17 protein-coding genes are annotated in these 22,158 nt (G+C 74.6%); 5 read left to right on the top strand and 12 right to left on the bottom strand.

Going from position 1 to position 22,158, the window contains the following annotated elements:
* Positions 1 to 60 precede the first annotated feature (60 nt).
* The 10 genes from FYW99_RS21375 to FYW99_RS21330 all read right to left on the bottom strand — a co-directional run bounded on the left by FYW99_RS21375 (position 61) and on the right by FYW99_RS21330 (position 15,153).
* Positions 61 to 1,206: an L-talarate/galactarate dehydratase gene (locus FYW99_RS21375; RefSeq protein ID WP_150253800.1), complete on the bottom strand. Its 1,146-nt coding sequence runs from the start codon at positions 1,204 to 1,206 to the stop codon at positions 61 to 63.
* Positions 1,207 to 1,410: 204 nt separating this feature from the next.
* Positions 1,411 to 2,724 carry an ABC transporter substrate-binding protein gene (locus FYW99_RS21370; protein ID WP_150253799.1) on the bottom strand — a complete coding sequence of 438 codons (1,314 nt, stop codon included), beginning with the start codon at positions 2,722 to 2,724 and terminating at the stop codon, positions 1,411 to 1,413.
* A 457-nt stretch (positions 2,725 to 3,181) separates the two neighbouring features.
* A complete protein-coding gene (locus FYW99_RS21365; RefSeq protein WP_150253798.1) occupies positions 3,182 to 4,501 on the bottom strand; it encodes an MFS transporter in 1,320 nt (439 codons plus the stop codon).
* Positions 4,498 to 5,316 (bottom strand): ATP-binding cassette domain-containing protein, encoded by an 819-nt coding sequence (locus FYW99_RS21360; protein WP_150253797.1) that lies wholly within the window; start codon positions 5,314 to 5,316, stop codon positions 4,498 to 4,500. Before FYW99_RS21360 ends, FYW99_RS21365 begins: the two co-directional genes overlap by 4 nt.
* 11 nt (positions 5,317 to 5,327) lie before the next feature.
* Positions 5,328 to 6,350, bottom strand: a complete 1,023-nt coding sequence (locus FYW99_RS21355; protein ID WP_150253849.1) for an ABC transporter ATP-binding protein — start codon at positions 6,348 to 6,350, stop codon at positions 5,328 to 5,330.
* A gap of 80 nt (positions 6,351 to 6,430) precedes the next feature.
* Positions 6,431 to 8,266 carry an ABC transporter permease subunit gene (locus FYW99_RS21350; protein ID WP_150253796.1) on the bottom strand — a complete coding sequence of 612 codons (1,836 nt, stop codon included), beginning with the start codon at positions 8,264 to 8,266 and terminating at the stop codon, positions 6,431 to 6,433.
* Complete coding sequence (locus FYW99_RS21345; RefSeq protein WP_150253795.1) at positions 8,266 to 9,756, bottom strand: ABC transporter substrate-binding protein; 1,491 nt, start codon at positions 9,754 to 9,756, stop codon at positions 8,266 to 8,268. Before FYW99_RS21345 ends, FYW99_RS21350 begins: the two co-directional genes overlap by 1 nt.
* Positions 9,757 to 10,199: 443 nt before the next feature.
* Positions 10,200 to 11,939: an ABC transporter ATP-binding protein gene (locus tag FYW99_RS21340; protein WP_150253794.1), complete on the bottom strand. Its 1,740-nt coding sequence runs from the start codon at positions 11,937 to 11,939 to the stop codon at positions 10,200 to 10,202.
* Positions 11,936 to 13,858, bottom strand: coding sequence for an ABC transporter ATP-binding protein (locus FYW99_RS21335; RefSeq protein WP_150253793.1), 1,923 nt, complete (start codon positions 13,856 to 13,858; stop codon positions 11,936 to 11,938). Before FYW99_RS21335 ends, FYW99_RS21340 begins: the two co-directional genes overlap by 4 nt.
* An 899-nt stretch (positions 13,859 to 14,757) precedes the next feature.
* The gene (locus FYW99_RS21330) at positions 14,758 to 15,153 is read right to left on the bottom strand and encodes a Fur family transcriptional regulator (RefSeq protein ID WP_150253792.1); all 396 of its coding nucleotides are present in this window, start codon (positions 15,151 to 15,153) and stop codon (positions 14,758 to 14,760) included.
* A gap of 354 nt (positions 15,154 to 15,507) precedes the next feature.
* Between FYW99_RS21330 and FYW99_RS21325 the strand changes: the two genes are divergently transcribed.
* Entirely contained in the window at positions 15,508 to 15,936 is a 429-nt protein-coding gene (locus FYW99_RS21325; protein WP_150253791.1) for a hypothetical protein, read from the top strand.
* Positions 15,937 to 15,957: 21 nt separating this feature from the next.
* On the opposite strand, the gene FYW99_RS21320 is transcribed toward FYW99_RS21325, so the two are convergent.
* A complete protein-coding gene (locus tag FYW99_RS21320; protein WP_223839352.1) occupies positions 15,958 to 16,737 on the bottom strand; it encodes a TetR/AcrR family transcriptional regulator in 780 nt (259 codons plus the stop codon).
* Between the two features lie 100 nt (positions 16,738 to 16,837).
* Between FYW99_RS21320 and FYW99_RS21315 the strand changes: the two genes are divergently transcribed.
* Positions 16,838 to 19,132: a glycoside hydrolase family 3 C-terminal domain-containing protein gene (locus FYW99_RS21315; RefSeq protein ID WP_150253790.1), complete on the top strand. Its 2,295-nt coding sequence runs from the start codon at positions 16,838 to 16,840 to the stop codon at positions 19,130 to 19,132.
* A 482-nt stretch (positions 19,133 to 19,614) separates the two neighbouring features.
* The gene (locus tag FYW99_RS21310; protein ID WP_150253789.1) at positions 19,615 to 20,085 is read left to right on the top strand and encodes a hypothetical protein; all 471 of its coding nucleotides are present in this window, start codon (positions 19,615 to 19,617) and stop codon (positions 20,083 to 20,085) included.
* A gap of 69 nt (positions 20,086 to 20,154) precedes the next feature.
* On the opposite strand, the gene FYW99_RS21305 is transcribed toward FYW99_RS21310, so the two are convergent.
* A complete protein-coding gene (locus FYW99_RS21305; RefSeq protein ID WP_150253788.1) occupies positions 20,155 to 20,934 on the bottom strand; it encodes an alpha/beta hydrolase in 780 nt (259 codons plus the stop codon).
* 109 nt (positions 20,935 to 21,043) lie between these two features.
* On the opposite strand from FYW99_RS21305, the gene FYW99_RS21300 reads away from it, so the two are divergent.
* A complete protein-coding gene (locus tag FYW99_RS21300; RefSeq protein WP_150253787.1) occupies positions 21,044 to 21,553 on the top strand; it encodes a TspO/MBR family protein in 510 nt (169 codons plus the stop codon).
* Positions 21,554 to 21,856: 303 nt separating this feature from the next.
* Positions 21,857 to 22,084 (top strand): hypothetical protein, encoded by a 228-nt coding sequence (locus FYW99_RS21295; RefSeq protein WP_150253786.1) that lies wholly within the window; start codon positions 21,857 to 21,859, stop codon positions 22,082 to 22,084.
* The last annotated feature ends 74 nt before the right edge of the window (positions 22,085 to 22,158 follow it).

Here is a 22,158-nt window from a genome sequence, read left to right as displayed (position 1 = left end):
CGGCTCGGACGGCGCCCCGGCCGGGACCGCGCCCCGGTCCCGGCCCTCACACCGCCGCGATCAGGCCTTGGCCTGGTAGGTGTCGACCGTCCACGCGCGCGCCTGATCGCTCAGGCTCACCCCCAGGCCGGGCCGGTCGGAGAGGTGCATGCGCCCGCCCGAGATCTCCAGGTGTTCGTTGAAGAGGGGGTCGAGCCACTCGAAGTGCTCCACCCAGGGCTCGTGCCGGTAGGCCGCGGCCAGGTGGATGTGGACCTCCATCGCGAAGTGCGGGGCCAGCTGGAGGTGGCGCCGGTCGGCCATCGCCATGACCTGGAGGAACTGCGTGATGCCGCCGATCCGGGGCGCGTCGGGCTGGATGATGTCCGCGCCCCCGTGCCGGATCAGCTCGGCGTGCTCGGCGACGCTGGTGAGCATCTCGCCGGTGGCGATGGAGGTGTCGAACGTCGCGGCCAGGCGCCCGTGGCCCTCGAAGTCGTGGGCGTCCAGCGGTTCCTCGATCCAGACCAGCCCGAACTCCTCGAAGGCCCGGCACATGCGCTGGGCGTCGGCGCGCGACCACTGCTGGTTGGCGTCGACCATCAGCGGCACGCCGTCGCCGAGGTGCTCGCGCACCGCCGCGACCCGGGCCAGGTCCGTGGCGCTGTCGGGGTGGCCGACCTTGAGCTTGATGCCGCCGATGCCGTCGGCCACCGCCGCGGCCGACCTCTCCATGACCTCCTCGACGGGCGCGTGGAGGAAGCCGCCCGAGGTGTTGTAGCAGCGCACCGAGTCGCGGTAGCTGCCCAGGAGCTTGGCCAGCGGCAGGCCCGCCCGCTTGGCCTTGAGGTCCCACAGGGCGATGTCGAGGGGTGCGATCGCCTGGGTGGCCAGCCCGCTGCGGCCCACCGAGGCGCCCGCCCAGACGAGCTTGTCCCAGATCTTGCCCGTGTCGCTGGGGTCCTCCCCCAGCAGGACGGAGGCCACCTCCCGGGCGTGGGCGAACTGTCCGGGGCCGCCCGCCCGCTTGGAGTAGCCGAACCCGACGCCCTCGTGACCGGCCTCGGTGGTGATCTCGGCGAAGAGCATCGCGACCTCGGTCATCGGGCGCTGGCGCCCGGTGAGGACCTTGGCGTCGCTGATGGGCGTGTCCAGGGGAAGGGTGACCGAGGAGATCGTGACGCTGGTGACGCGGTCCTGCGTGGCCGCTCCGGCGGGCGGGGTCATGGACGTCCTTTGCTCGTGGTCGTACGAGTACGTGTGTGTGCGGGTGTGCTGTCGTGCGGGCGCGTGTGGGGGGATTGCGTGCGTGTGCGTGCATGCGGGCGCGTGCGTGTGCGGTCGTGGCCGTGCGCGTTCGCAGGCGTGGTCGCGCCCCTCGGGTGGCGTCCGGTGCGGGTCTCACCCGCACCGGACGCCGCGCCGGGCGGCTCAGGAGGTCTCGATGGCCGCCTCGACCTCGGTCATGAACTGCTCGGCGGCCTCGGCCGGGGTGAGGTCGCCGAAGGCGAGCCCGTCGCTGACGCGGCTGCTGATGTCCACGACCTGGCCCGCACCGATCGGCGCGGGCGGGTTGCCGTCCACGATCGTGCCCTCGATCTCGCCCATGAACTCGGCCATCCGGGCGTCGGACTCGGGCAGGTCGTCGAGGATGGCCTCGCGGACCTCGGTGTTGGCGGGCAGGCCCAGGTCGGCCAGGAGCAGCTCGGACGCCGCCGGGTCGTTGAGCATGTAGTCGACGAAGCGGGCCGCCTCCTCCGGGTGCTCGGAGCCCGCGGAGATCGAGTAGAACATGGCCGGCTTGAAGAACAGGCCGGTCCGGTCGAACTCGGTCTCGCCCGGGTAGCGCAGGAGCTGGATCTCGCGCCCGGAGGCCTCGACCACGTTGCCGAGCTGGTTGCTCCAGAAGTGCGCCATGGCGCCCTCGCCCGTGGCCACGACCGACTGGTCGATGCCGCCAGCCTGGATCTCCACGCTCCGGGCCGCGCTGGGCTGGCCGCCGTTGTCCAGCAGGTCCTGGGTGATCTCGAACCAGGCCTCCAGGGTCTCCTGGGAGAAGCCGAGGCCGCCGTCCTCGCTGTAGAGCGCCTCCCCGTGCTGGCGGGCGAAGACCTGGAAACCGGCCTCGTTGTAGCTCATGCTCTGGGCGCCGACGAACTCGCCGCCGCTGCCCTCGCTGATCTGTCCGGCGATCTCGACGTAGTCCGCCCAGGTCCAGGTGTCGTCGTCGGGCATCTCCACCCCCGCGGCGGCGAAGGCCTCGGGGTCGGCGTGGATGGAGTAGGCGTTGACGCCGCTGGCCGCGCCGAAGGTCTGCCCGTCCAGCTGACCGCTCTCGGCGACCAGCGGGTCGATCAGCGACAGGTCCAGCCCCTCGGCCTCGGACAGGTCCATCAGGGCGCCGCGGTCGGCGTACTCGCGCAGGTAGCGCTCCTCCTGCATGAGGATGTCGGGGGAGTCGTTGGCCGCGGTGGTGGTGGCCAGGCGGTCCCAGTACGCGGACCAGTCGGTGGTCTCCGCCGTGATCCGGATGTCGGGGTTGTCGGCCTCGAAGTTCTCGATGACCTGGAGCATGGTGGCCTGGCGCTCGTTGGAGCCCCACCAGGAGAAGCGCAGCTCCACGGTGCCGTCGTCGGAGCCCGAGCAGGCGGAGGCGAGCAGGACCGTCGCCGCGGCCGCGGCGGTCGCGGACAGGGCGGTGCCGCGGCGGCCGTGGCGGCGCCCTCGGCCCGGGGGTACGCGCATGGTGGTGTTTCCCTTCGGCTTCCGGCTCGCGCCGGTGACGGCTGGGGCTTCGGCGGGGGTGACCGCGTCCGGCCGTCCGGGGGGACGCGGACACGGACGTGTGCGTGGGAACACAGGGGCGGAACGGCTCGGAATGGTCTGGTAAGCGCTATCCAAGGACTAGGATGGTCAGTTTTTAGCACTGTGTTCACATGTGTGTCAACGGTTCACATCCGTGGACCACCTGGTGGACCATCCCGCCGCTCCGACAGTCCCTCTCGCCACGGCTGCCACCGAAGCCGCATGACCGAGCACGAAGGGCGACTCGGGGCGGCCTGGGTTCCGCCTCGGAGCGGACGTGTGCGGCAGTTCTTGCCCCTCAGTATGGAAAACGCTTACCCTTCCCCGGTGCGCAGCGAAACCTCGCGGGGGGAGGGAGCCATCACCTGCGCCGGCGCGCACGCCAGAGCTGCCCGGGTCAGGAGGTGCGGCCCCGGCCGGGGACCAGCGCCGCTCCGGCGAGCGGCACCAGGGCGAGCAGGAGCCAGGGAAGCGGTCCGCCCAGGTCCAGCAGCGCCCCCGCGGGCACGCTGCCCAGGAGCACCACCAGCCCCGACAGCGAGGACAGCGCACCCGTGAACAGGCCCAGGTGGCGGTCCTCGACCAGGTCGGGGATCCAGGCCCGCACCGTGGGCACGATGAGCACCTGGCCCAGGGTCAGCCCGGTGACGAACACCGCGGAGGGCACGAGCCCGCCCAGCGCGCCGACCGGCATCGACGCGGCGGCCCCGGCGAAGCCCAGGCAGATCAGCACCAGCCCCCACACCAGCGTCGCGCGCCGCGTCAGACGAGCGGAGGCCCAGCGCAGCACGGGCATCTGCGTGACGATGTAGAGCAGCGACGCCCAGGCCAGCAGCCAGCCCAGCGCCGTCTGGGAGCCGGTCGCCCGCTCCACCTCCGCGGGCAGGGCCAGGTAGAGCTGGTTGTAGGCCAGCAGGTAGCCGCTGTAGGCCAGGCTCAGCGCCAGGAACCGGCGGTTGCCCAGCAGCAGCCGCAGCCCCTCCCGCAGGCGCGGCGTCCCCCGGTCGACCGCCGCGGGCGCGTCCGGCGCGGTGCGGGGCATCAGCCGCAGGTGCCCGGCCAGCACGGCGGCGAAGACCGCGGCCCCGACCAGGCAGGCGGCGCGGAAACCGCCGAGCAGCAGCAGGGCGCCCAGCGGCGGACCGACGAGGGTTCCCGCCTGCCCCGCGACGGAGAACAGGGCGAGCATACGGGTGCGGGGTTCACCCGTCCGCCGCTCGTGCCGCACGGCCTGGCGCACGATCTCGGTCTCCACCGCCGGGGAGAACAGCGCGGCGGCGAAGCCGATGAGCAGGACCGAGGCGATGACCGACCCGGTGTCCTGCGCGAAGCCGAGCCAACAGAACCCGGCCACGCGCAGCGCGCAGCCCGCCAGCACCACCGGGCGCGCCCCGAACCGGTCGGTGAGCGTGCCGCCCACCACGAACAGGCCCTGCTGGCTGAAGGTGCGCAGGCCCAGCACGAGGCCGACCAGCCATCCGGCCAGGCCCAGGGCGCCGCCGAGGTGATCGGCGAGGTAGGGCAGGACCGCGAAGAAGCCGACGTTGAACGCGAACTGCGAGCCGACCAGCAGCAGGGGCAGCGCGGGCAGGCCGCACACGCCGCGCAGCGCCGCGGCCCCGCGCGCGGTGGTCCGGGACAGGACGCTCCCGCTCCCGCTCCCGTGTCCGTTCCCGCTCCCGTCTCCGCGTCTGCGGGGAGGCCGTTCCGGGCTCACGAGGCGCTCGGCAGCGGCCGGTCCCGGAAGGTGCCGGGGAAGGCCGGGACGGCCTCCACCAGTTCGCGGGTGTAGGGGTCGGCGGGGTCGGAGCAGACCTGGCGGGCGGGGCCGGTCTCCACCAGCCGACCCTCGCGCATGACCGCCGCGCGGTGCGCGACGTGCCCGACGAGTGCCAGGTCGTGGCAGATGAACAGGTAGCCCAGCCCCAGTTCGTCCTGGAGGCCGGTGAGCAGGTTGAGCACCCCGGCGCGCACCGAGGAGTCCAGGGCGGACACCGGCTCGTCCAGGACCAGCAGCCGCGGCTCACAGGCCAGCGCGCGGGCGATCCCCACGCGCTGGCACTGCCCGCCGGAGAGCTCGTGCGGCAGCCGGTCGCCGTGCGCGGGGTCCAGCCCGACCTTCTCCAGGAGCTCCGCCACCCGAGCGGGGCCGGTCGCGCGGTCCCAGCGGCCGTGGATGCGCAGGGGTTCGGCGACGGCGTCGCGCACGCGCAGGCGCGGGCTGAGCGAGCCGTAGGGGTCCTGGAAGACCGGTTGGAGCGCGGGGCGCAGGGCACGCAGTTCCCTCTCGCCCATGGCGGTCAGCTCCCTGCCCTCGAAGCGCACCGTTCCGGCCTGGGGGCGGCGCAGTCCGATCACGGCGGCGGCGGTGCTGGACTTGCCGCACCCCGACTCTCCGACCAGAGCGAGCGTCTCCCCCGCGTGGATGTCGAAGGAGATCCCGTCGACGGCCGTCACCGGGTCGGCCCGCCGGGTGCGGCCCGGGTAGCGCACCACCAGATCGCGCACGCTCAGCAGCGGTGGGGTGGTCATGTCGTCCTTCCTCATGGTGTGTGCGCGGTGCCCGTGAACAGGGAGAACGCCGGGTCGGGCAGGTCCTGCCAGCGGTGGCAGGAGACCAGCCTGCCCGACTCCCCCGCCGCCGCGGGTGAGGGCTCCTCGGCGTGGCACCGATCCTCCGCCAGCGGACAGCGGGGCGCGAAGGCGCAGCCGCCGGGCAGCGCCTCCGGCGATGGGGGCGTTCCGGCGATGGCGGGAAGGCGGCGGTCCTCGGCCCCGGGCCGGGGCAGAGCGGCGACCAGGCCCGCGGTGTAGGGGGCGCGGGGCCGGGTCAGGACCGGCCCCACCGGGCCCGACTCGACGTGGCGCCCGGCGTAGACGACCACCACCCGGTCGGCGTAGCCGCCGACGACGCCCAGGTCGTGGGTGACCAGGACGACCGCGGTACCGGTCCGCTCCCGCAGCCCGCACAGCAGTTCCAGCATCCGGGCCTGCATCCTGGGGTCGAGCGCGGTCGTGGGCTCGTCGGCGAACACCAGGGCGGGTTCGTTGACCGTGGCCATCGCGATGACCGCCCGCTGGCGCATGCCGCCGGAGAACTCGTGCGGGTAGGCGTGCGCGCGCCGGGCCGCGTCGGGGATGCCGACCCGGTCCAGGGCGGCCACCGCCCGCTCCCACGCCGAGGCCCGGCTCATCCGGCGCACGGAGCGCAGGGCGCGCACGAGCTGGGCGCCCACGGTGTGCACGGGGCTGAGCACCGCGAGCGCGTCCTGGGGCACCAGGGACATCCGCCGCCCGCGCAGGGGCCGCAGGGCCGAGGGCGGGGCGCCGACCAGTTCCCGTCCGTCCAGGCGGACGCTTCCGGCGACGGAGGCGCCGGAGGGCGCCATGCCCAGGACGGCGCGGGCGGTGACCGACTTCCCGGCCCCCGACTCCCCCACGAGCGCGAGCACCTCGCCGGGGCGCACGTCGAAGGAGAGCCCGCGCACGGCGCGGACCCCGCCACCTCGCCGTCCGGGCAGGGTGACCCGCAGGTCGCGGACCGACAGCAGTGCCTCACCGCTCACCGCTTCCCCGGTCTCGGGCGCCCCGCCGTCCGGGACCGGAAGGCCGCGCCCGTTCGTCCTCACTTCCTTGTCGCCGATCGTCACGTCAGGGCTCCTTGGGGTGGTGCGGCCGCGGCGGGACGGAACGTCCGGCGCCGCGAGGGCGTCCACGAGCCCCGGGGGAGCGTGGACGAGGAGACGGCGAACGCGGCCAGCAGCAGGAGCATGGCGGCCGGGGCCAGGGCCGCCAGGGGCGCGCGCTCCACGTAGGCCAGGGACTCCGACAGGCTCAGGCCCCACTCGGCCGAGGGCGGCTGCGAGCCCAGTCCGAGGAAGCCGAGCGAGGCGATGGCCAGCGCGATGCCCGGCAGGCGCAGCGCGGCGTGGCGGGTCACCGGCCCCAGGACCGCGGGCAGGACGTGCCTGACCAGGATCCAGCGGGAGTCGGCGCCCAGGGCACGCTGCGCGGTCAGGTAGGCGGCCGCGCGCGTCTCCTGGACCAGCGCGGAGGTGTGCGCGGCGAGCGGGGGCCAGGAGACCAGGGCCACGGCCACGGCGGCGCCGAGGGGTCCGGGCCCGGCGATGGCGGCCACCAGGATTCCGGCGATCACCGGGGGCAGGGCGTTGGCTATCTCCGAGGCGCCCGCCGACAGCGCCGGTGCGAACCCGACCAGCAGCGCGACGGCCAGGCTGGCCAGGCACACCAGCGCCGCCGTGCCCACGGTGGCCAGGGCACCGTGCCCGAGCCGGGCCAGGACGTCGCGGCCGACCGCGTCGGTGCCCAGGGGGTGGTCCCAGGAGGGCGCGGCGAGGCGTTCGGCCACCTGGACGGTCATGGCGTCGCGGGTCAGACCCCACAGGCACACCGCCAGGATCAGCGCCGCGCACACCGCGGGCACCGCGCGGCGCACTGCTCCCGCGGGGGCCGTGGGCGGCGGGGGCAGGGACAGGGCCGCGTCGTGCAGGCCCGGGCCCAGCAGGAGGCGGCGCGCGGCCTGGGCGGCGACCCCGGCCGCGGTGCCGAGCAGCACCAGGCCGAGCACGGAACCCTGGAGCAGCGGCAGGTCCTGGGACTGGGCGGCGCCCAGGGCGGTGCGGCCGATCCCGGGGACGGCGAAGACCGTCTCGACCGCGACGGCGCCGCCGGTCAGGCCGACGACGACCATGGCGAACTGGGGGATGAGGGCGGGGGTGGCCCGGCGCAGGGCCGCGGCGGCGATGGCGGCCGGAGAGCAGCCCGAGGCCGTCCACAGCCCCACCCAGCGCTCGGCGAGGACGGCGGGCAGCGCGTCGTCGAGCAGTCGTCCCAGCAGTCCGCCCGCGGGCAGGCCCAGCGCCAGGGCGGGGAGCACGAGGTTCACCGGCCCCTGCCAGCCGTAGGGCGGCAGCCAGCCCAGCCACACCGAGAGCGAGACCATGAGCAGGACGGCGACGAGGAACTCGGGCAGGGCCGTGAGCATCGCGGCGGCGGCCCCGCTGCCCGACCCGCCCGGGCGCTGGGTGCCGCGCGCTCCGCGCACCAGCGCGGGGGCGCACAGCGCGGTCGCGACGAGCAGGGCGACGACGAGCGCGGCGCCCATGACCGTCAGGGACACGCCCATGGCCGAGACGACCGAGGGCAGCACGGGCGCGTCGGAGACCCAGGAGCGGCCGAGGTCGCCCTGCAGGACGCCGCCGAACCAGCGGGCGAGCGTCACCGCGGGGCCGTCGGCCAGGCCGAGGTCCTCGCGGATGGCGTCGAGCACCTCGGGCGTGGGCGCCTGCTCGGCCGAGCGGGCGCGCAGCACCGACAGGGCGGGGTCGCGCCCGGACAGCCAGGGCAGGAGTCCGACGACGACCGTGACCAGGGCCAGGGCGGCGACGCGGGAGACCAGGGGCAGGAGCCACCCGGCCCCGGTGCGGGCGGGGGCGGCGGTGCGGGCGGGGGCGGCGTCCATCAGTCCAGCCGGGTCCGCGGGGTGACGAGCAGGCGCTCGCGCGGGTCCTTGGCCGAGTCCACGACGTTCGCGGCGTCGCCCTGGATGACGCGTTCGTGCAGCATGGGGATGGCGGCGTCGGTGGCCAGGACGGCGGCCTCGGCCTCCAGGATCGCGGCGCGCCGCTCGTCGCCCGCGGGAGTCCGCTCGGCCTCCTCCAGCGCCGCGTCCACCTCCTCGTCGCACAGCTGGGCGATGTTGAAGGAGCCGTCGCAGGAGAAGTCGCTCGTCATGTAGGCGGCGGGGTCGCCGGAGTCCAGGACGGTCGCCCGGGAGAGGATGAACGCGTCGAACTCGCCGTTGAGGGCGTCCTCCTCGATGTTGGCGTACTCGCGCACGACCTGTTCGACCTCGAACCCGGCGTCCTCCAGCTGCTGCTCCAGGACGGTGGCGACCTCGGGCAGCTCGGCGCGGTCGGTGAAGGTGGCCAGGGTGATGACGGCGCCGTCGGGGGCGGCGGCCTCGGTGGCCCCCGAGCGCTCGGGGCGGTCGGCGGCCCAGGGCAGCGCGGGGCCCAGGAGGCCCTCGGCCACGTCCGCGCGCTCCTCGTAGACGCCGTCCACCAGCTCCTGTCGGTCGATGGCCTCGCGTGCGGCGGCGCGCAGGCCGGGGTCGGTGAAGGGCCCGTCCTGGGTGTTGAGGTAGAGGGTGTTGGTGCGCGGCATGGGCACCTCGGTGATGAGCTCCTGGTCCAGCAGGGCGGTCTGGGAGGTGGGCACGGCCTCCACGATGTCGGCCTCGCCGGTGCGCAGGGCCGCGGCGCGGGCGGTGCCGTCGGGCACGAAGCTGACGTCGATGCCCGGGGCCAGGGCGGCCTCACCCCAGTAGTCGTCGTAGCGATCCAGGCTCGCGGAGGTGGTGCCGTTGACCTCGACCAGCTCGAAGGGGCCCGAGCCGGTGCCGACCGGGCTGACCGTGTCCCCCTCGTAGGCGCTCTCGGCCAGGATCGACAGCTGCGGCGAGGACAGGCGCTGCGGGACGAGCGGGTCGGCCTCGGCGGTGGTGACGGTGACGGTGTCGCCCTCGGCCTCGATCCCGAGTTCGACGCCGTCGAGGATGCGCGGCTTGGGCGAGGCCTGCGCGGCGTACTCCAGGGAGTGCGCGGCCACGTCGGCGGTCAGTTCCGTGCCGTCGTGGAAGGTCACGCCGTCGCGGATGGTGAAGGTCCAGGTGGTGTCGTCGACCTGGGTCCACTCGGTGGCCAGGCCGGGCTGGGGGTCGCCGACCTCGTCCAGGACGACGAGGGTCTCGGCGGTGCTCCAGCGGGAGAGCTTGAAGGCGTCGTCGGTGAGCGGCGAGAGGGCCGACCTGGGCGGCTGCATCATCGCCACCGCGATGCGCCCGTCCTCGTCGGAGGCGGCGTTGTCGCCGCCGGAGGGGAAGCAGGCGGTCAGCAGGAGGGCGGAGGCGGCGGCCAGGCAGGCGCCGGGAGGGATCTTGCGCAGGTGCACAGCGGTTCTTCCGGGTCGGGGGCGGGGAGGCCGCCGCGGCGCGCGGACGCCTCGGCGGACCAGAGCAGCATATGACAACCGTTTTCATTATTAATCCCCCCGCCCCCCGCCGAACAGGGACAAGGCGGGACCGAGGGGGCGCGCCGGACCGCCGCGCGTGGGGACGCGGAAGCCCTGCGGGGAAGGGGATACCCGGTTTGCCCCGGGGGCCCCGGCCGCCGGGGCAGCGGTCGGCCCGGGTTCCGCCCGGGAGGCCCACGCCACCCGCGCGTATGAGGGCCGTCACTCCCCCTGCGTGCCGACGCCCGGTTCCGAGGTGGACGTGGACTCGGGGCGGGTGGGATCCGCGCGCGGCGGTGGGGACGCCGCGCGCGGACGGGCTCGGGGCAGTGCCGTTCGGGGCGACCGGTGCCGACCCGCGCCGGTCGGAGGGCCGGTCCGGGTCAGGAGGGTTCGGCGGTCAGCCTCCAGCCCCGGGCCCGCTCCCGCGCACGGACGAAATCGGCGTGGCGCCCTCCCGCGGCGAGGAGGCCGTCCGGGGTCCCGGTCTCGGCGACGCGTCCGGCGTCGAGGAAGACCACCCGGTCCGCGGCGGCCACGGTGGCGGGCCGGTGCGCGATGACGAGCACCGTGCGCTCCCGCGCGAGAGCGACGGCGGTGGCGGTCAGCAGCGCCTCGTTCTCCGCGTCCAGGGCGGCCGAGGCCTCGTCCAGGACGACGACCGGCGCGTCCTTGAGCAGGGCGCGGGCGATGGAGACCCGCTGCTTCTGCCCTCCCGAGAGCGAGGCGCCGCCCTCGCCGACGCGGGTGTCCCAGCCGTCGGGGAGCTCGGCCACCACCGCGTCGAGGCCGGAGGCGACGGCCACCCGGTCCAGGTCCTCGCGCGTGGCCCCGGGGTCGGCCAGGAGCACGTTCTCGGCGATGCTCGCGTCGAACAGGTACACGTCCTGGAAGACCATCGCCACGCGCCGGGACAGCTCCTCGCTGCCGACCGAGCGCACGTCGACACCGCCGAGGCGCACGCTGCCCGCGTCGGCGTCGTGGAAGCGCGCCAGCAGCCGGGCCACCGTGGTCTTGCCGGAGCCGGAGGGCCCGACCAGGGCGGTGAGCGTCCCGGGTTCGGCCCGGAAGGAGACCCCGTCCAGGACGCGGGGCCCGTCCGGTGTGTAGGAGAAGGACACGTCGTCGAACTCCACGTCCGCGCCCCGGGGCGGGACGGGAGCGTCCGGCTCGGGGAGGGGGCGTGCCTCCAGGACGGCGTTGATCCGGTCGAGCCCGTTCGTCGCCATCCTCAGGGCGGCCCCCTGGTCGGCCGCGCCGGACAGGGGGTGGACGAACCTTGCCGCGAGCACGAGCAGTGCGACCGCCAGGGGCGCGTCGAGGGTGCCGCCGAGCGCGAGGAACACGGTGGCCACCAGGAGCAGGCCGAAGGCCAGCCGCACGGCGAAGGAGTAGCAGAGCAGGGCGGGAACCGCACGCAGCAGCAGTCGGCGGGCGGCGCCGTGCTCGGCCTCCAGCGCCGCGTCGAGCCGTTCACCGCCCCGGTCCGTCCGCCCGAAGGCCCGCAGCACGGGCTGGGCGCGGGCGTACTCCAGCACCCGGTCGGCCGCCTCGTCGGTGACGGCGTCGCGTGCGGCGTCGTTGCGCCCCACCGCCTCGCCGGACAGGGTGAAGACCATCCACAGCAGGGGCAGGCAGGCGGCGGCGGCGAGTGCGATCCGCCAGTCCCACACGAACAGGGCCAGGACCGAGACGACGGGGGTGACCACCGCGTCGGCCAGGGGCGGGTACAGGTGCACGGGCAGGCTGGTGGCCCGGGAGACGCCGTCGGTGGCGAGGCGGTTGAGCTCCCCGACCCGACCGCCGGTGAACCATCCCAGGGGCAGGCGGACGACGTGGTCGCCGAGCCGGTGGTGCAGGCCCCGCGAGAGCGCGCCGCCGACGCGGAAGTTGAGGTACAGGCTGCCCGCGCGCAGGACCGCGTAGGCGGCGGTGGCGGCGAGCAGGACGGCCGCCCAGGGCCAGGCCCGGTCCGGGTCGGGGCCCAGGAGGCGGGTCAGCACGGGCACCAGGAGGGCGAACAGCACACCCTGGAGGGCCGAGACGACGGTGGTGAGCGCGAGGCTCGCGCGCATGGGCCCGGCCTGCTCGGGGCCCAGGGCCTTGAGGAAGGCTCGGATCACTGGTCTTCTCCCGGTTCGTCCCGTGCGTCTTCGCCACGGGTGCTTCCATGGGGCGCGCCCCCGTCACGGGCGCCTTCACCTGGGACGACGCCGTCGCTGGCATCCCCGTCGCCCGCATCCGGGTGCTGGGCGCGCCACAGGTCGGCGTACCGGCCGCCGCGCGCCAGCAGCTCACCGTGGGTGCCGCGCTCCACCACGCGGCCGTCGTCCATGACCGCGATGAGGTCGGCCCCGGCCACGGTGCTCAGCCGGTGCGCGATCACCAGGACCGTGCGCCCCCGGGCCAGTTCGCTGAGGGCGTCCTGGATGGCCGCCTCCGACACCGGGTCCACGGCGGCGGTGGCCTCGTCCAGGACCAGCACGGGGGTGTCGGCGAGCAGGGCGCGGGCGATGGAGACCCGCTGGGCCTCGCCGCCGGACAGGTCGGCGTCCTCGCCCACCACGGAGTCGTAGCCTCGCGGCAGCGCCTCGATCCGCTCGGCGACGCGCGCGGCCCGGGCGGCCTCCTCCACCTCCCCGCGGGTCGCCCCGGGACGGCCCATGGCGATGTTGTCGGCCACGGTCTCCCTCAGCAGCCGCACGTCCTGGAACACGAAGCCGACCGTGCGGTACAGCTCCTCGGTGGGGATGTCGCGCACGTCCGCACCGCCCACGGTCACCGATCCGGCGGTGACGTCGGCGAAGCGCGCGGGCAGGGTGGCCAGGGTGGTCTTGCCCGCGCCGGACGGACCGACCAGCGCGGTCACGGTGCCCGGTTCCAGGGCCAGGTCCACTCCGCGCAGGACCTCCTCGCCCACCTCCCCGCCTCCCTCGGCGCCGTCCTGGGCCGGGTAGGCGAAGCGCACTCCGTCGAAGACCACGCGGGCGCCCCGCGGTCCCCCTCCGGAGCCCTCGGGCAGGGGCGGGGTGGCGAGCAGGTCGCGGACCCGTCCCGCGGCGGCCCTCGCCGTCTGGATCTGCTGCACCCGTGAGCCGATCACGTTCACCGGCGCGCACAGCGCCGGGGCCAGCAGGGCGAAGGCCACCACCGACACGGGGTCGCTCCACCCCAGTGCGGTGAAGCCCGCCCCCGCCGCCACCACGGTGACGGTGACCGTGGGCGCCGACAGCACCAGGAAGGAGGCGACCGTGGCCGGGGTGGTGGCGCGCGACCAGGAGACGAAGAAGTCCGCGAAGGCGTCGGCGGCCCGGGTGAAGCGCTCGTGGGCCCTGCGGTGCCCGTTGAAGTGCTTGACCACCTGGATGCCGTCGACGAACTCCACGGCCGCGGTGTTGATCGCGCCCATCGCCTCGGCGTACTCGGCCATCTTGTGCGTGGACCCGGCCATGGCCCGTGCGAACAGCAGCACGCCCGCGGCCACCGGCAGCACCGCGACCAGGGTCAGGCGCCAGTCCACGGAGGCGAGGTAGGCCAGGGCGACGACGGGGACCGTCACGACGGCGGCCAGGTCGGGCAGGGTGTGGGCGACCAGGGAGTGGACGTCCTCGATGTCGTCGTGCAGGGCCTTCTTGACCCGGCCCGAGCCGCGGCCGGAGAACCAGCCCAGCGGGACCCTCCCCATGTGGCGGGCCAGGGCGCGCCGCACGGACAGCTGCATGTCGTTGTCGGCCAGGTGGCCGACCAGGGTGGAGGCGGTGCCCGCGGCCAGGGCGGCGACCGCTCCGGCCAGCGCGACCGCGACCAGCGTCCACACCAGGGCGGTGTCGGTCGGCCCGTCGGCGAGCAGCGCGGCGGCCGCCTCGGCCAGGCAGATCAGGGGGACGAGGCCGAGCGCGCTGGCCAGGCCCTGGAGGACCACGGCCGCGCGGACGCGCCCCCTGACGGGTTCCATGAGGACGCCGAGCGGGGAGGCCGCGCGCCCGGTCTCCGGTTCCGGCGCGGCCTGCGTGTGCGGTGCGGTGTCCTGTGCGGTGCTCACCTGGCCAGCACCCCGGTCTCCGGGGCGGCCTCGCGGCCGGTCCGGGGCAGGCGCCGCACGGACGGGCCGGTCAGCGCCGCGCGCGGGGCGGGCGTGCCGGTGACCATGTGCCGGTGGCCGACGGGGGCGAAGAACGCTGCCCCCGGTGAGCGGTGGTCGATGGCGGGAATGGTGTCCTCCAGGTTCTGCGGCGTGGTCAGGGGGTGCTCGGCCAGAGGTCGGGCGGGGGTCGGGCGGAGAGAGCGGCAGGACGCCCGCGGCGGCCCCGGTGCGCCTCTCCAGCCCGCCCGCGTGGGCGCTTGTCCGCTCCAGGCCGTGCCGGGCGGCGAACCGGCGCGGCAGCAGGACGGACAGGCCGGGGAGCACCCCCGCCGACAGGACGATCGCGTAGTCCCGTGCGGCGGGGATGCGGCTCAGGCGGTCGTGCGCGGGCCCGTCGCCCGCCACGTCCACGTGGTCGGCTCCGGCTGCCGGGGCTGCCACCGTCTCCGCGTCCGCGATGCGGTGGGAGGGCCCGGCGCAGTCGAGTACCACGCCCGGGCCGGAGCAGCGGGCCCGCAGCGGCTCCGGGGAGTCGGCGTCCACCGCCCGTTCGACGGAGTCCTCGTCGGTGACGTCGACCGCGTGGCCGCGGGCCCTGCGGCCCCGGTCACCAGGGCCACACCGGGGCCTTGTGCGGAACGGGTCGTGGACACGACCCTCCTCTCGTGGAATGCGGCAGCGGGCCCGGAGGTCCGTGGCTGGCGAACCGGCCCGCCCCATGAGCTGGCCGAAAACGTTTCCGGTGTGACGCGAAGGGTCTGACCTGCGGTGATCTTGTACTTACAGCGAGTTTGGTGCACCGAACCTCGCTACAAGTACAAGATCGCGACGGATCGGCGCACCCTTTCGGCCGCTGCCTAGGCACAGCCCGGGCACACGCCCGACAGCTCGAAGGAGTAGTCCAGGGAGCCGTAACCGCTGTCCTCGCGGATACGTTCGACGACACCCCCCAGCTCGTCCGCCTGCGCGATGTCCTCCACCCGTCCGCAGACCCGGCACAGCAGGTGGTGGTGGCGGGAGGAGGTCCTGCACAGCCGGTAGAGGCGCTCTCCCTCGGGCGAGTGGAGGGTGTCGAGGACGCCCTCCTCCGCCAGCCGGTGGAGCGTGCGGTAGACGGTGGACAGGCTGGGCGGCCTGCGGGCGGGGGGACGCCCTCCGGAGAGGGCGAGGTGGATCTCCTGGCAGCTGCGGAAGCGCGTGCTCCGCCCCAGGGTCTTGAGGACGACGTCGTCGTACTGGGACACCCGGGGCATCTCAGACAGCCGTCCGATCGGTCCTCACCGCGAACGGCGTGCCCGCCGCCCCCGGCGCTCGGCGCCGTCGCCTGCCTCCAGACACGTCACGGGCCTCCGGTCATGTGACACAGACTGCATGGAAATGATTTTCATAACCGTACTATGCTCATGCCCGTATCACCTCAAAACCTCCCTAACCACACCGGAAACCGCTCCCCCAGACCCCGCCGAAACCACCGCCCGACCGGGCCCGACACGCGCATCGCGGAATCCGCGAGGAGCCCGGGGCCCGCCCCCGGGAACCGGGACGTCGGCGCACGGCCCTACGCTCGGTCCCGCACGTTCTTCTCCTTCCACCGCGGAGGCACGGCCATGGGCGTCTCGCTCCACTACAGCGCCACGCGCGCCACCCCCCTGGACGCACGCGAGCACGCCCTGGCCGCCGAGGTGCTCGCGGAGGGCGAGAGGGCTCTCGTGGAGGAGGCCGCCGCGCTGCTGCCCCGGTGGCACGCCGTGGGCGAGGTGCCCGAGTCCCACCAGGGGCCGGAGGAGGTGTTCGAGGGGCTCGGCCTGTACGACGGCCGCCACCTGTCGGAGGGCGAGGTGCTGGCTGGCTCCAGCAGGCTCCCCCACCACACCTGCGGCGTCGAACCGCTCCTGTGCCAGCTGCGGCACTACCTGGGGGCGCTCACCCGGCTGCGCGGGGCCCTGCCCGACGCGCGCTGGAGCGTCCGGGTCGGGGACGCCGAGGTTCCCTGGACCGAGGAGGGCGGGTACGACATGGGCGGCGCGTCCGCCTGAGGCCGCGCCGCGGCCGGGGCCTCAGGGACCGGCCCCCTCCCCCGACGGGTTCGGTGCGGTGGGCCGCAGGCCGACGAGGCCGAGGAAGTAGGCCATGTGGTCGGCCATGTCGACGCCCGAGTCGTAGGCCCACTGCGCCTGCAGGCCGTCCATGAGGGCCACGCCCAGGACCGCCAGGCGGTCGGCGTCCTGCTCGGCCGGAAGCTCCCCCTGCCTCTGGAGGCGCCGGATCTCCTCCGCGATGGTCTCGCGGGCCGTGGCGTAGCGTTCCCGGAAGAAGTCGTGGGCGGGGTGCCCCTCCTCGGCGGCCTCCGTGGACAGGCGCGAGTACAGCTGCACGAGGCCGGGCACCTCGGCGTTGTGCCGGACCAGCCGGACCAGCGACTCCGCGATGCCGGGGCGCCCGCCACCGACCTCGGGGCGCCCGTCGGCGGCGCCGGAGTTCTGGCCGACGGCACCGGAGCCCCGGCCGGGAGCACCGGGACGCTGGTCGCCGGGGCGTTGGCCATCGGGGAGCCGGTCGACGGCGTCAGCGCCTTGACCGGCGGCGCCGGAGCGCTGCCGCGCACCCTCCCCGTAGGCCAGCAGGTCGAGCTCGTCGCGGTGGCGCAGGACCTCCACGAAGAGCCGTTCCTTGCTCCCGAAGTGGTGCAGCAGGCCGTTCTGGCTGAGTCCGACCGCGTCGGCGATCTCGCGCACCGTCGCGCGGCTGTACCCGTCGCGTCCGATGACGGTGAGCGCCGCGTCGAGGATCTCCCCGCGCTTGGCCACGCCCTTCGCGTAGGGACCTCGTCGTGCCATGGCGCGACTCTAGCACTTGCCGCGCAAAAACCGCATGACGTACTGTTTTCACACGGACGCGCCACCGCCCTCCGTTTCCTCTGGACAGGAGCGAGCACCCATGACCCATGACCCGACCCCCGGCCTGAGCGGACTCACACTGGCGGAGAAGGCCTCGCTGAGCAGCGGCGCTGACTTCTGGACGACCAAGGCCGTGGGGGACGTCCCCTCGCTCGTGCTCACCGACGGGCCGCACGGCGTGCGCCGGCAGGCCGGTGCCACCGACCACCTCGGCCTGTCCGAGAGCCTGCCCGCGACCTGCTTCCCGCCCGCCGTCGGCCTGTCCCAGAGCTGGGACCCCGACCTGGTCGGGCGGGTGGGCGCGGCCCTGGGCGCCGAGGCCGGGGCGCTGGGCGTCGACGTGCTCCTGGGTCCGGGAATCAACATCAAGCGCGACCCGCGCGGCGGGCGCAACTTCGAGTACTTCTCCGAGGACCCCCTCCTCACCGGCGTCCTGGGCGGCGCCTGGGTGAGCGGTCTCCAGAGCACCGGCGTGGGCGCCTCGCTCAAGCACTTCGCCGCCAACAACGCCGAGCACGACCGGATGCGCTCCAGCTCCAACGTCGATCCGCGCACGCTGCGCGAGATCTACCTGCGCGCCTTCCAGAAGGTCGTGCGCACGTCCGCCCCGTGGACCGTGATGTGCTCCTACAACCGCATCAACGGCGTCTACGCCTCGGAGGACCACTGGCTGCTCACCACGGTGCTGCGCCAGGAGTGGGGCTTCGACGGCGTGGTCGTGAGCGACTGGGGCGCGGTGCAGGACCGGCCCGCGGCGGTCGCCGCCGGGCTGGACCTGGAGATGCCCGGTGACGGCGGCGCGAGCGACGCGCGGCTCGTCGCGGCCGTGGAGGGCGGGGCCTGCTCGGCGGAGGACGTGGACACGGCCGCCTCCCGCGTGGCCGCCCTGGCCGCCAGGGCGCGCGCCTCCCACCAGGACCGCGCGGACTCCGCACGAACCCTGGAGGTCGGCGCGCACGACGTCGAGGCCCACCACGCCCTCGCCCGCGAGGTGGCGGCGCGGTGCGTGGTCCTGCTCAGGAACGACGGCGCGCTCCTGCCGCTCGCGCCGGACGGATCCGTCGCGGTGATCGGCGGATTCGCCCGGAACCCGCGCTACCAGGGCGGCGGCAGCTCCCACGTGAACCCCACGCGCGTGGACGTCCCGCTGGAGGAGATCCGCGCCCTGGCCGGTTCCGGCACGGTCACCTTCGCCCCCGGGTACACCACCGAGGCGCGGGGCGGCGTGGAGTCGGGTGGTGCGGAGTCGGGCGGCGCGACGGACCTGCGCGAGGAGGCGGTACGCGCCGCGGCCGCGGCGGACACCGCCGTGGTCTTCCTGGGCCTGGCAGAACACCAGGAGTCCGAGGGCTTCGACCGGGAGCACATCGAACTCCCCGCCGAACAGCTCGACCTGCTCGCGGCCGTCGTGCGGGCGCAGCCCCGGACGGTCGTCGTGCTCTCCCACGGCGGCGTGCTGCGGCTCGCCCCGGTCGCCGAGCTGGCCCCCGCGGTCCTGGACGGGGCCCTCCTGGGCCAGGCGGGCGGCGGCGCGATCGCCGACGTGCTGTTCGGCCGGGTCAACCCGTCCGGGCGGCTCGGCGAGACGGTGCCGGTCCGGTTGCAGGACGCCCCCGCGTACCTGAACTTCCCCGGCGAGAACTCCGCGGTGCTCTACGGCGAGGGCCTGTACGTGGGCTACCGCTGGTACGACGCCCGCGACATGGAGGTGTCCTTCCCCTTCGGGCACGGCCTGTCGTACACGAGCTTCGCCTACTCCGACCTCGAACTGGAGCAGGACGGCACCGGCGTCACGGCGCACCTGACCGTCACCAACACCGGGGACCGCGCCGGGCGCGAGGTCGTGCAGTTCTACGTCTCCAAGCCCGACTCGGCCGTGTCGCGGGCCCCGCGTGAGCTGAAGGGCTTCACGGGCGTGACCCTGGAACCCGGACAGAGCGAGCGCGTCAGCGTCCTGCTGTCCCGTGAGGACCTGGCGTACTGGGAGGTGCGGGCCGACCGCTGGGTGGTCGAGGACGGCGAGTACGTGGTGTCGGCGGGCGCTTCGAGCCGGGACCTGCGGGCCTCGGCGGCGATCGCCGTCGAGGGCGACGCGCCGCGCCTGCCGGTGACGCTCGACTCCACGCTGGGCGAGGTGATGGCCGACCCCAGGGCCGTGGCCCTCCTCGCGGAGGCCTTCACGCCGCCGGTGGCGGCCGACGGCTCCGCCAACGCCATGGGGATGGACATGGTGCGCATGATGGCCTCGATCCCGATCCGCCGCCTGGCGAACTTCGGCCCGGTGGGGCTGGACGACCTCGAGGAGCTCGTCGCGAAGGTCAACGCCGAGAACTGAGCGCCCCACCCGCCGGGCCGCCCCCTGTGGGTGCGGGGCGGCCCGACGGGTCGGCGGCGGGGCGCTGGGGCGGTGTCCGAGGGTTCCGCCCCCGGTCCGTCCCGCTCGGCGACGCGACCGCCCCCGTGCGCCGCGGTGGCCGGGGACCGGCGGTGTTGTCGGTGGTTCGGGATACCGTGTGCCGCGATGGGCCGGACGGAGACCGTGAGGGACTCGCGGCCGTGGGGGCGGGAAGGTCCCCGGCCTCCGGTTCGGGACTGGTATTCGAGTATCCGCGCCCCCGCCCCGGTCCCCGGGCCGGGGACCGGCCCCGGAACACCACCCGCACGGCGTCCACAGGAACCCGGCCCGAGTCCGGGTCGTTGCACCTCCGTAGTACCCGCCGGAGTTTTTCGACAAAAACGCGGGGAATGCGTTCGGGAAGTAGCCGATGACTGGGTAGAGGGCTGGGGATGTGCCAAAGCAGACAGCCGGAGGTTGAGATGACGCAGGGTATCGGCGACCCCGGACCGATCGTGCGCGCGCTGACCGCTCTGGGCCTCCCCCCCGTGTTCGATCCCCAGCACCGCAGCGGCGGCGCGAGCGAGGAGGACGTGCCCGCGCTGGCGCAGAGCCTGATCGCCGCGGCGGAGATCCAGGCCGGTCCGGACTCGGTGCGCCCCGGCGAGGGCGGCCCGAACGCGTGGGCCCACGCGGTACAGGATCGGGAGGTGGGTCAGGCCCTGCTGTACCGCAGGATGGAGCGGACCGTCAGCGACTGGCAGTGGGCGACCGACCCGGACCCCTCACGGCCGGGTGCGGCGGCGGAGGCGGCGATGTGCGCGGCGCACGCGCTCATCGCCGTGCACTCCGCCCCCGACGGGCACCACGTCCGGGCCGCGCTGGACGAGGCGGAGGACGCCCTGTTGGCCGCCGTGGTGCTGGTACGCGGTTCCCGCTCCGCGGCGGCGTGAGGCGCGCGTCCCCCGCGTGCCAGGAGTCCGTACCGCCTCGGGGGTACGGGCTCCTGGCACGTGCGGGTCCTACCGTTCCAGGAAGTCGGCCGTCACCGCGGCGAGGCGGCGGTGGGCCTCGGCGTCGCCGATGTCGGCGGGGAGGTCTCCCGCCTGGGCCCCGTAGGCGCCGAACTGGGCGTGGTTCATCCCCTGGATCTGGTGCGTGTGCGCGCCGGGCGGCAGGTTCACGCGGTTCTCCTCGACCGTCGCCGGGTCGGACAGGCCGTCCCGGCTGCCCGAGACCGAGATGACCGCGAGGTCCTCGCGGTCGGCCAGGCCCGCGCCCTCCGTGGCGTAGGAGCCCCACAGGACCAGCCCGACGACCGTGTCGTCCGTGCGCCCGCCGAGGTGGGAGGCGGCCATCGCGCCGCCCAGCGAGTGCCCGCCCACGTACCACGCGTCGACTCCGTCGCCGTGCTCGGCGATGGCCCGGTCGGCGCGGTCGGTGTCGAACACCGCGAAGTTCAGCGGCATCCGCGGGATGACCACCCGCACGGCGCTGTCGGCGGCGATCCGCGCCCAGGGCGCGGCGTAGGCCTCGGGTGCCACGCGCGCGCCCGGGTAGAAGACGACTCCGGCCTCGGGCGGGGCGTGGGTGGAGGAGACGACCACGGCGTCGTCGGTCGCGGCCACCTCCACGCCGGGGGCGGCGACCGCCTCCCGCAGCGCCCGCGTCTGCGCCTGGTAGGGGTTGAGCGCCCAGACGGCGAAGCCGCCGACCGCGAGGACGAGCAGGAGCGCCAGGGCGAGCGCGGCGATCCCCAGCGCCTTCTTGGCGCGGCCGGGTTGTCGGTTCTCTTTCTTCACGCTTTCCAAGATACTTGTTTAGTGAGGAAAGATCGGAGGTAGCGGTACGGGCACGCGGGCCGGGCGCCCGCACCGACCAGACGCCGACCGCCGACCACGGGGAGCAGCCGTGACCGCCGCAACCGCCTCGCACACCCCGTCCACCCGCGCGTCCCTGCTGGCCCTGGCCGGGTTCGCCGCCGCCGTCACCGCCGCCGCGCTCGTCGGGGTGCTCTCCAGCACCAGCACCGCCGCGGAGTACGCCGCCCTGCGCCAGCCCTCGTGGGCCCCGCCCTCCTGGGTGTTCGGCCCGGTGTGGACGACGCTGTACGCCATGATCGCCGTGTCGGGGTGGCTGGTCTGGCGCCGCCACGGCTGGCGCGGCGCACGCGCGGAGCTGTCGCTCTACTTCGTCCAGCTCGCGCTGAACGCGGCGTGGACGCCGCTGTTCTTCGCCGCCGGTCTGCGGGGGGCGGCCCTGGTCGACATCCTCCTGCTGGTGGCGGCGCTGACGGCGACCATCGTGCTGTTCGCCCGCCGGTCCCAGTGGGCGGCGGCCCTGCTGGTGCCCTACTGGGCCTGGACGGCGTTCGCGACCGCGCTCAACCTCTCCGTCTGGTGGCTCAACGCGGGCGGCTGAGGGCGGGCACACCGCGGGCGCAACCACAGGACGGTTTTCGGTCGGAAAAGAAACCCCTTTGTGGTCCTGGGTAGATTGCCCGACTCGGAACCCGGCCCCGACCCGACCGCGGCAGGGCGTTCCCGCAGTTCACACGCTCCTCTCACCACGTTCACCCCGGTTCTGCGCGCGTCATCGGAGCGACACGGAGCACACGAAAATCGCTGTCCTGATTTTTATCGTTCCGTTATGGGGAATGACCTGGACACCAGACGGAGAGTGCTGCCGTCACACAGGAGGAGTACCGAGCAAGAAAGAGGAAGCATGCGGATCACCCAGCCGAGCATGAAGCGCATCAAGCTGGTCGTCCCCGACACCGTCGACTTCGTCGGCATCCGCGACCTCGACGGGACCTTCACCAAGGTGGCCTCACCGAAGAAGAGCTACCGCTTCAAGCGTGAGGACGCCTCCTTCGACTTCGCCTCCACCGGCCGAACGGTGGACGAGAACGGAGACAAGGCCGAGATCTTCACGGCGGTGCGCGTGAACTGACGGCGTCCCCACACCCGCCTTCCTCGAAGAACCCCTCAGCGCACGGAGACCGCCACGGGCGGCCCGGGACCACC

The organism is Nocardiopsis deserti (assembly GCF_008638355.1).
GTDB lineage: Bacteria > Actinomycetota > Actinomycetes > Streptosporangiales > Streptosporangiaceae > Nocardiopsis > Nocardiopsis alborubida.
The sequence above is the reverse complement of the archived record's forward strand: the minus strand, read 5'-3'. Positions and strand labels throughout refer to the sequence as shown.

Coding starts and splice junctions, on each gene's coding strand:
- FYW99_RS21310 (WP_150253789.1), top strand. CDS start 19,615: ATGACGCAGGGTATCGGCGACCCCGGACCGATCGTGCGCGCGCTGACC.
- FYW99_RS21320 (WP_223839352.1), bottom strand. CDS start 16,737: ATGGCACGACGAGGTCCCTACGCGAAGGGCGTGGCCAAGCGCGGGGAG.
- FYW99_RS21330 (WP_150253792.1), bottom strand. CDS start 15,153: ATGCCCCGGGTGTCCCAGTACGACGACGTCGTCCTCAAGACCCTGGGG.
- FYW99_RS21375 (WP_150253800.1), bottom strand. CDS start 1,206: ATGACCCCGCCCGCCGGAGCGGCCACGCAGGACCGCGTCACCAGCGTC.
- FYW99_RS21360 (WP_150253797.1), bottom strand. CDS start 5,316: ATGACCACCCCACCGCTGCTGAGCGTGCGCGATCTGGTGGTGCGCTAC.
- FYW99_RS21350 (WP_150253796.1), bottom strand. CDS start 8,266: ATGGACGCCGCCCCCGCCCGCACCGCCGCCCCCGCCCGCACCGGGGCC.
- FYW99_RS21295 (WP_150253786.1), top strand. CDS start 21,857: ATGCGGATCACCCAGCCGAGCATGAAGCGCATCAAGCTGGTCGTCCCC.
- FYW99_RS21325 (WP_150253791.1), top strand. CDS start 15,508: ATGGGCGTCTCGCTCCACTACAGCGCCACGCGCGCCACCCCCCTGGAC.
- FYW99_RS21315 (WP_150253790.1), top strand. CDS start 16,838: ATGACCCATGACCCGACCCCCGGCCTGAGCGGACTCACACTGGCGGAG.
- FYW99_RS21370 (WP_150253799.1), bottom strand. CDS start 2,724: ATGCGCGTACCCCCGGGCCGAGGGCGCCGCCACGGCCGCCGCGGCACC.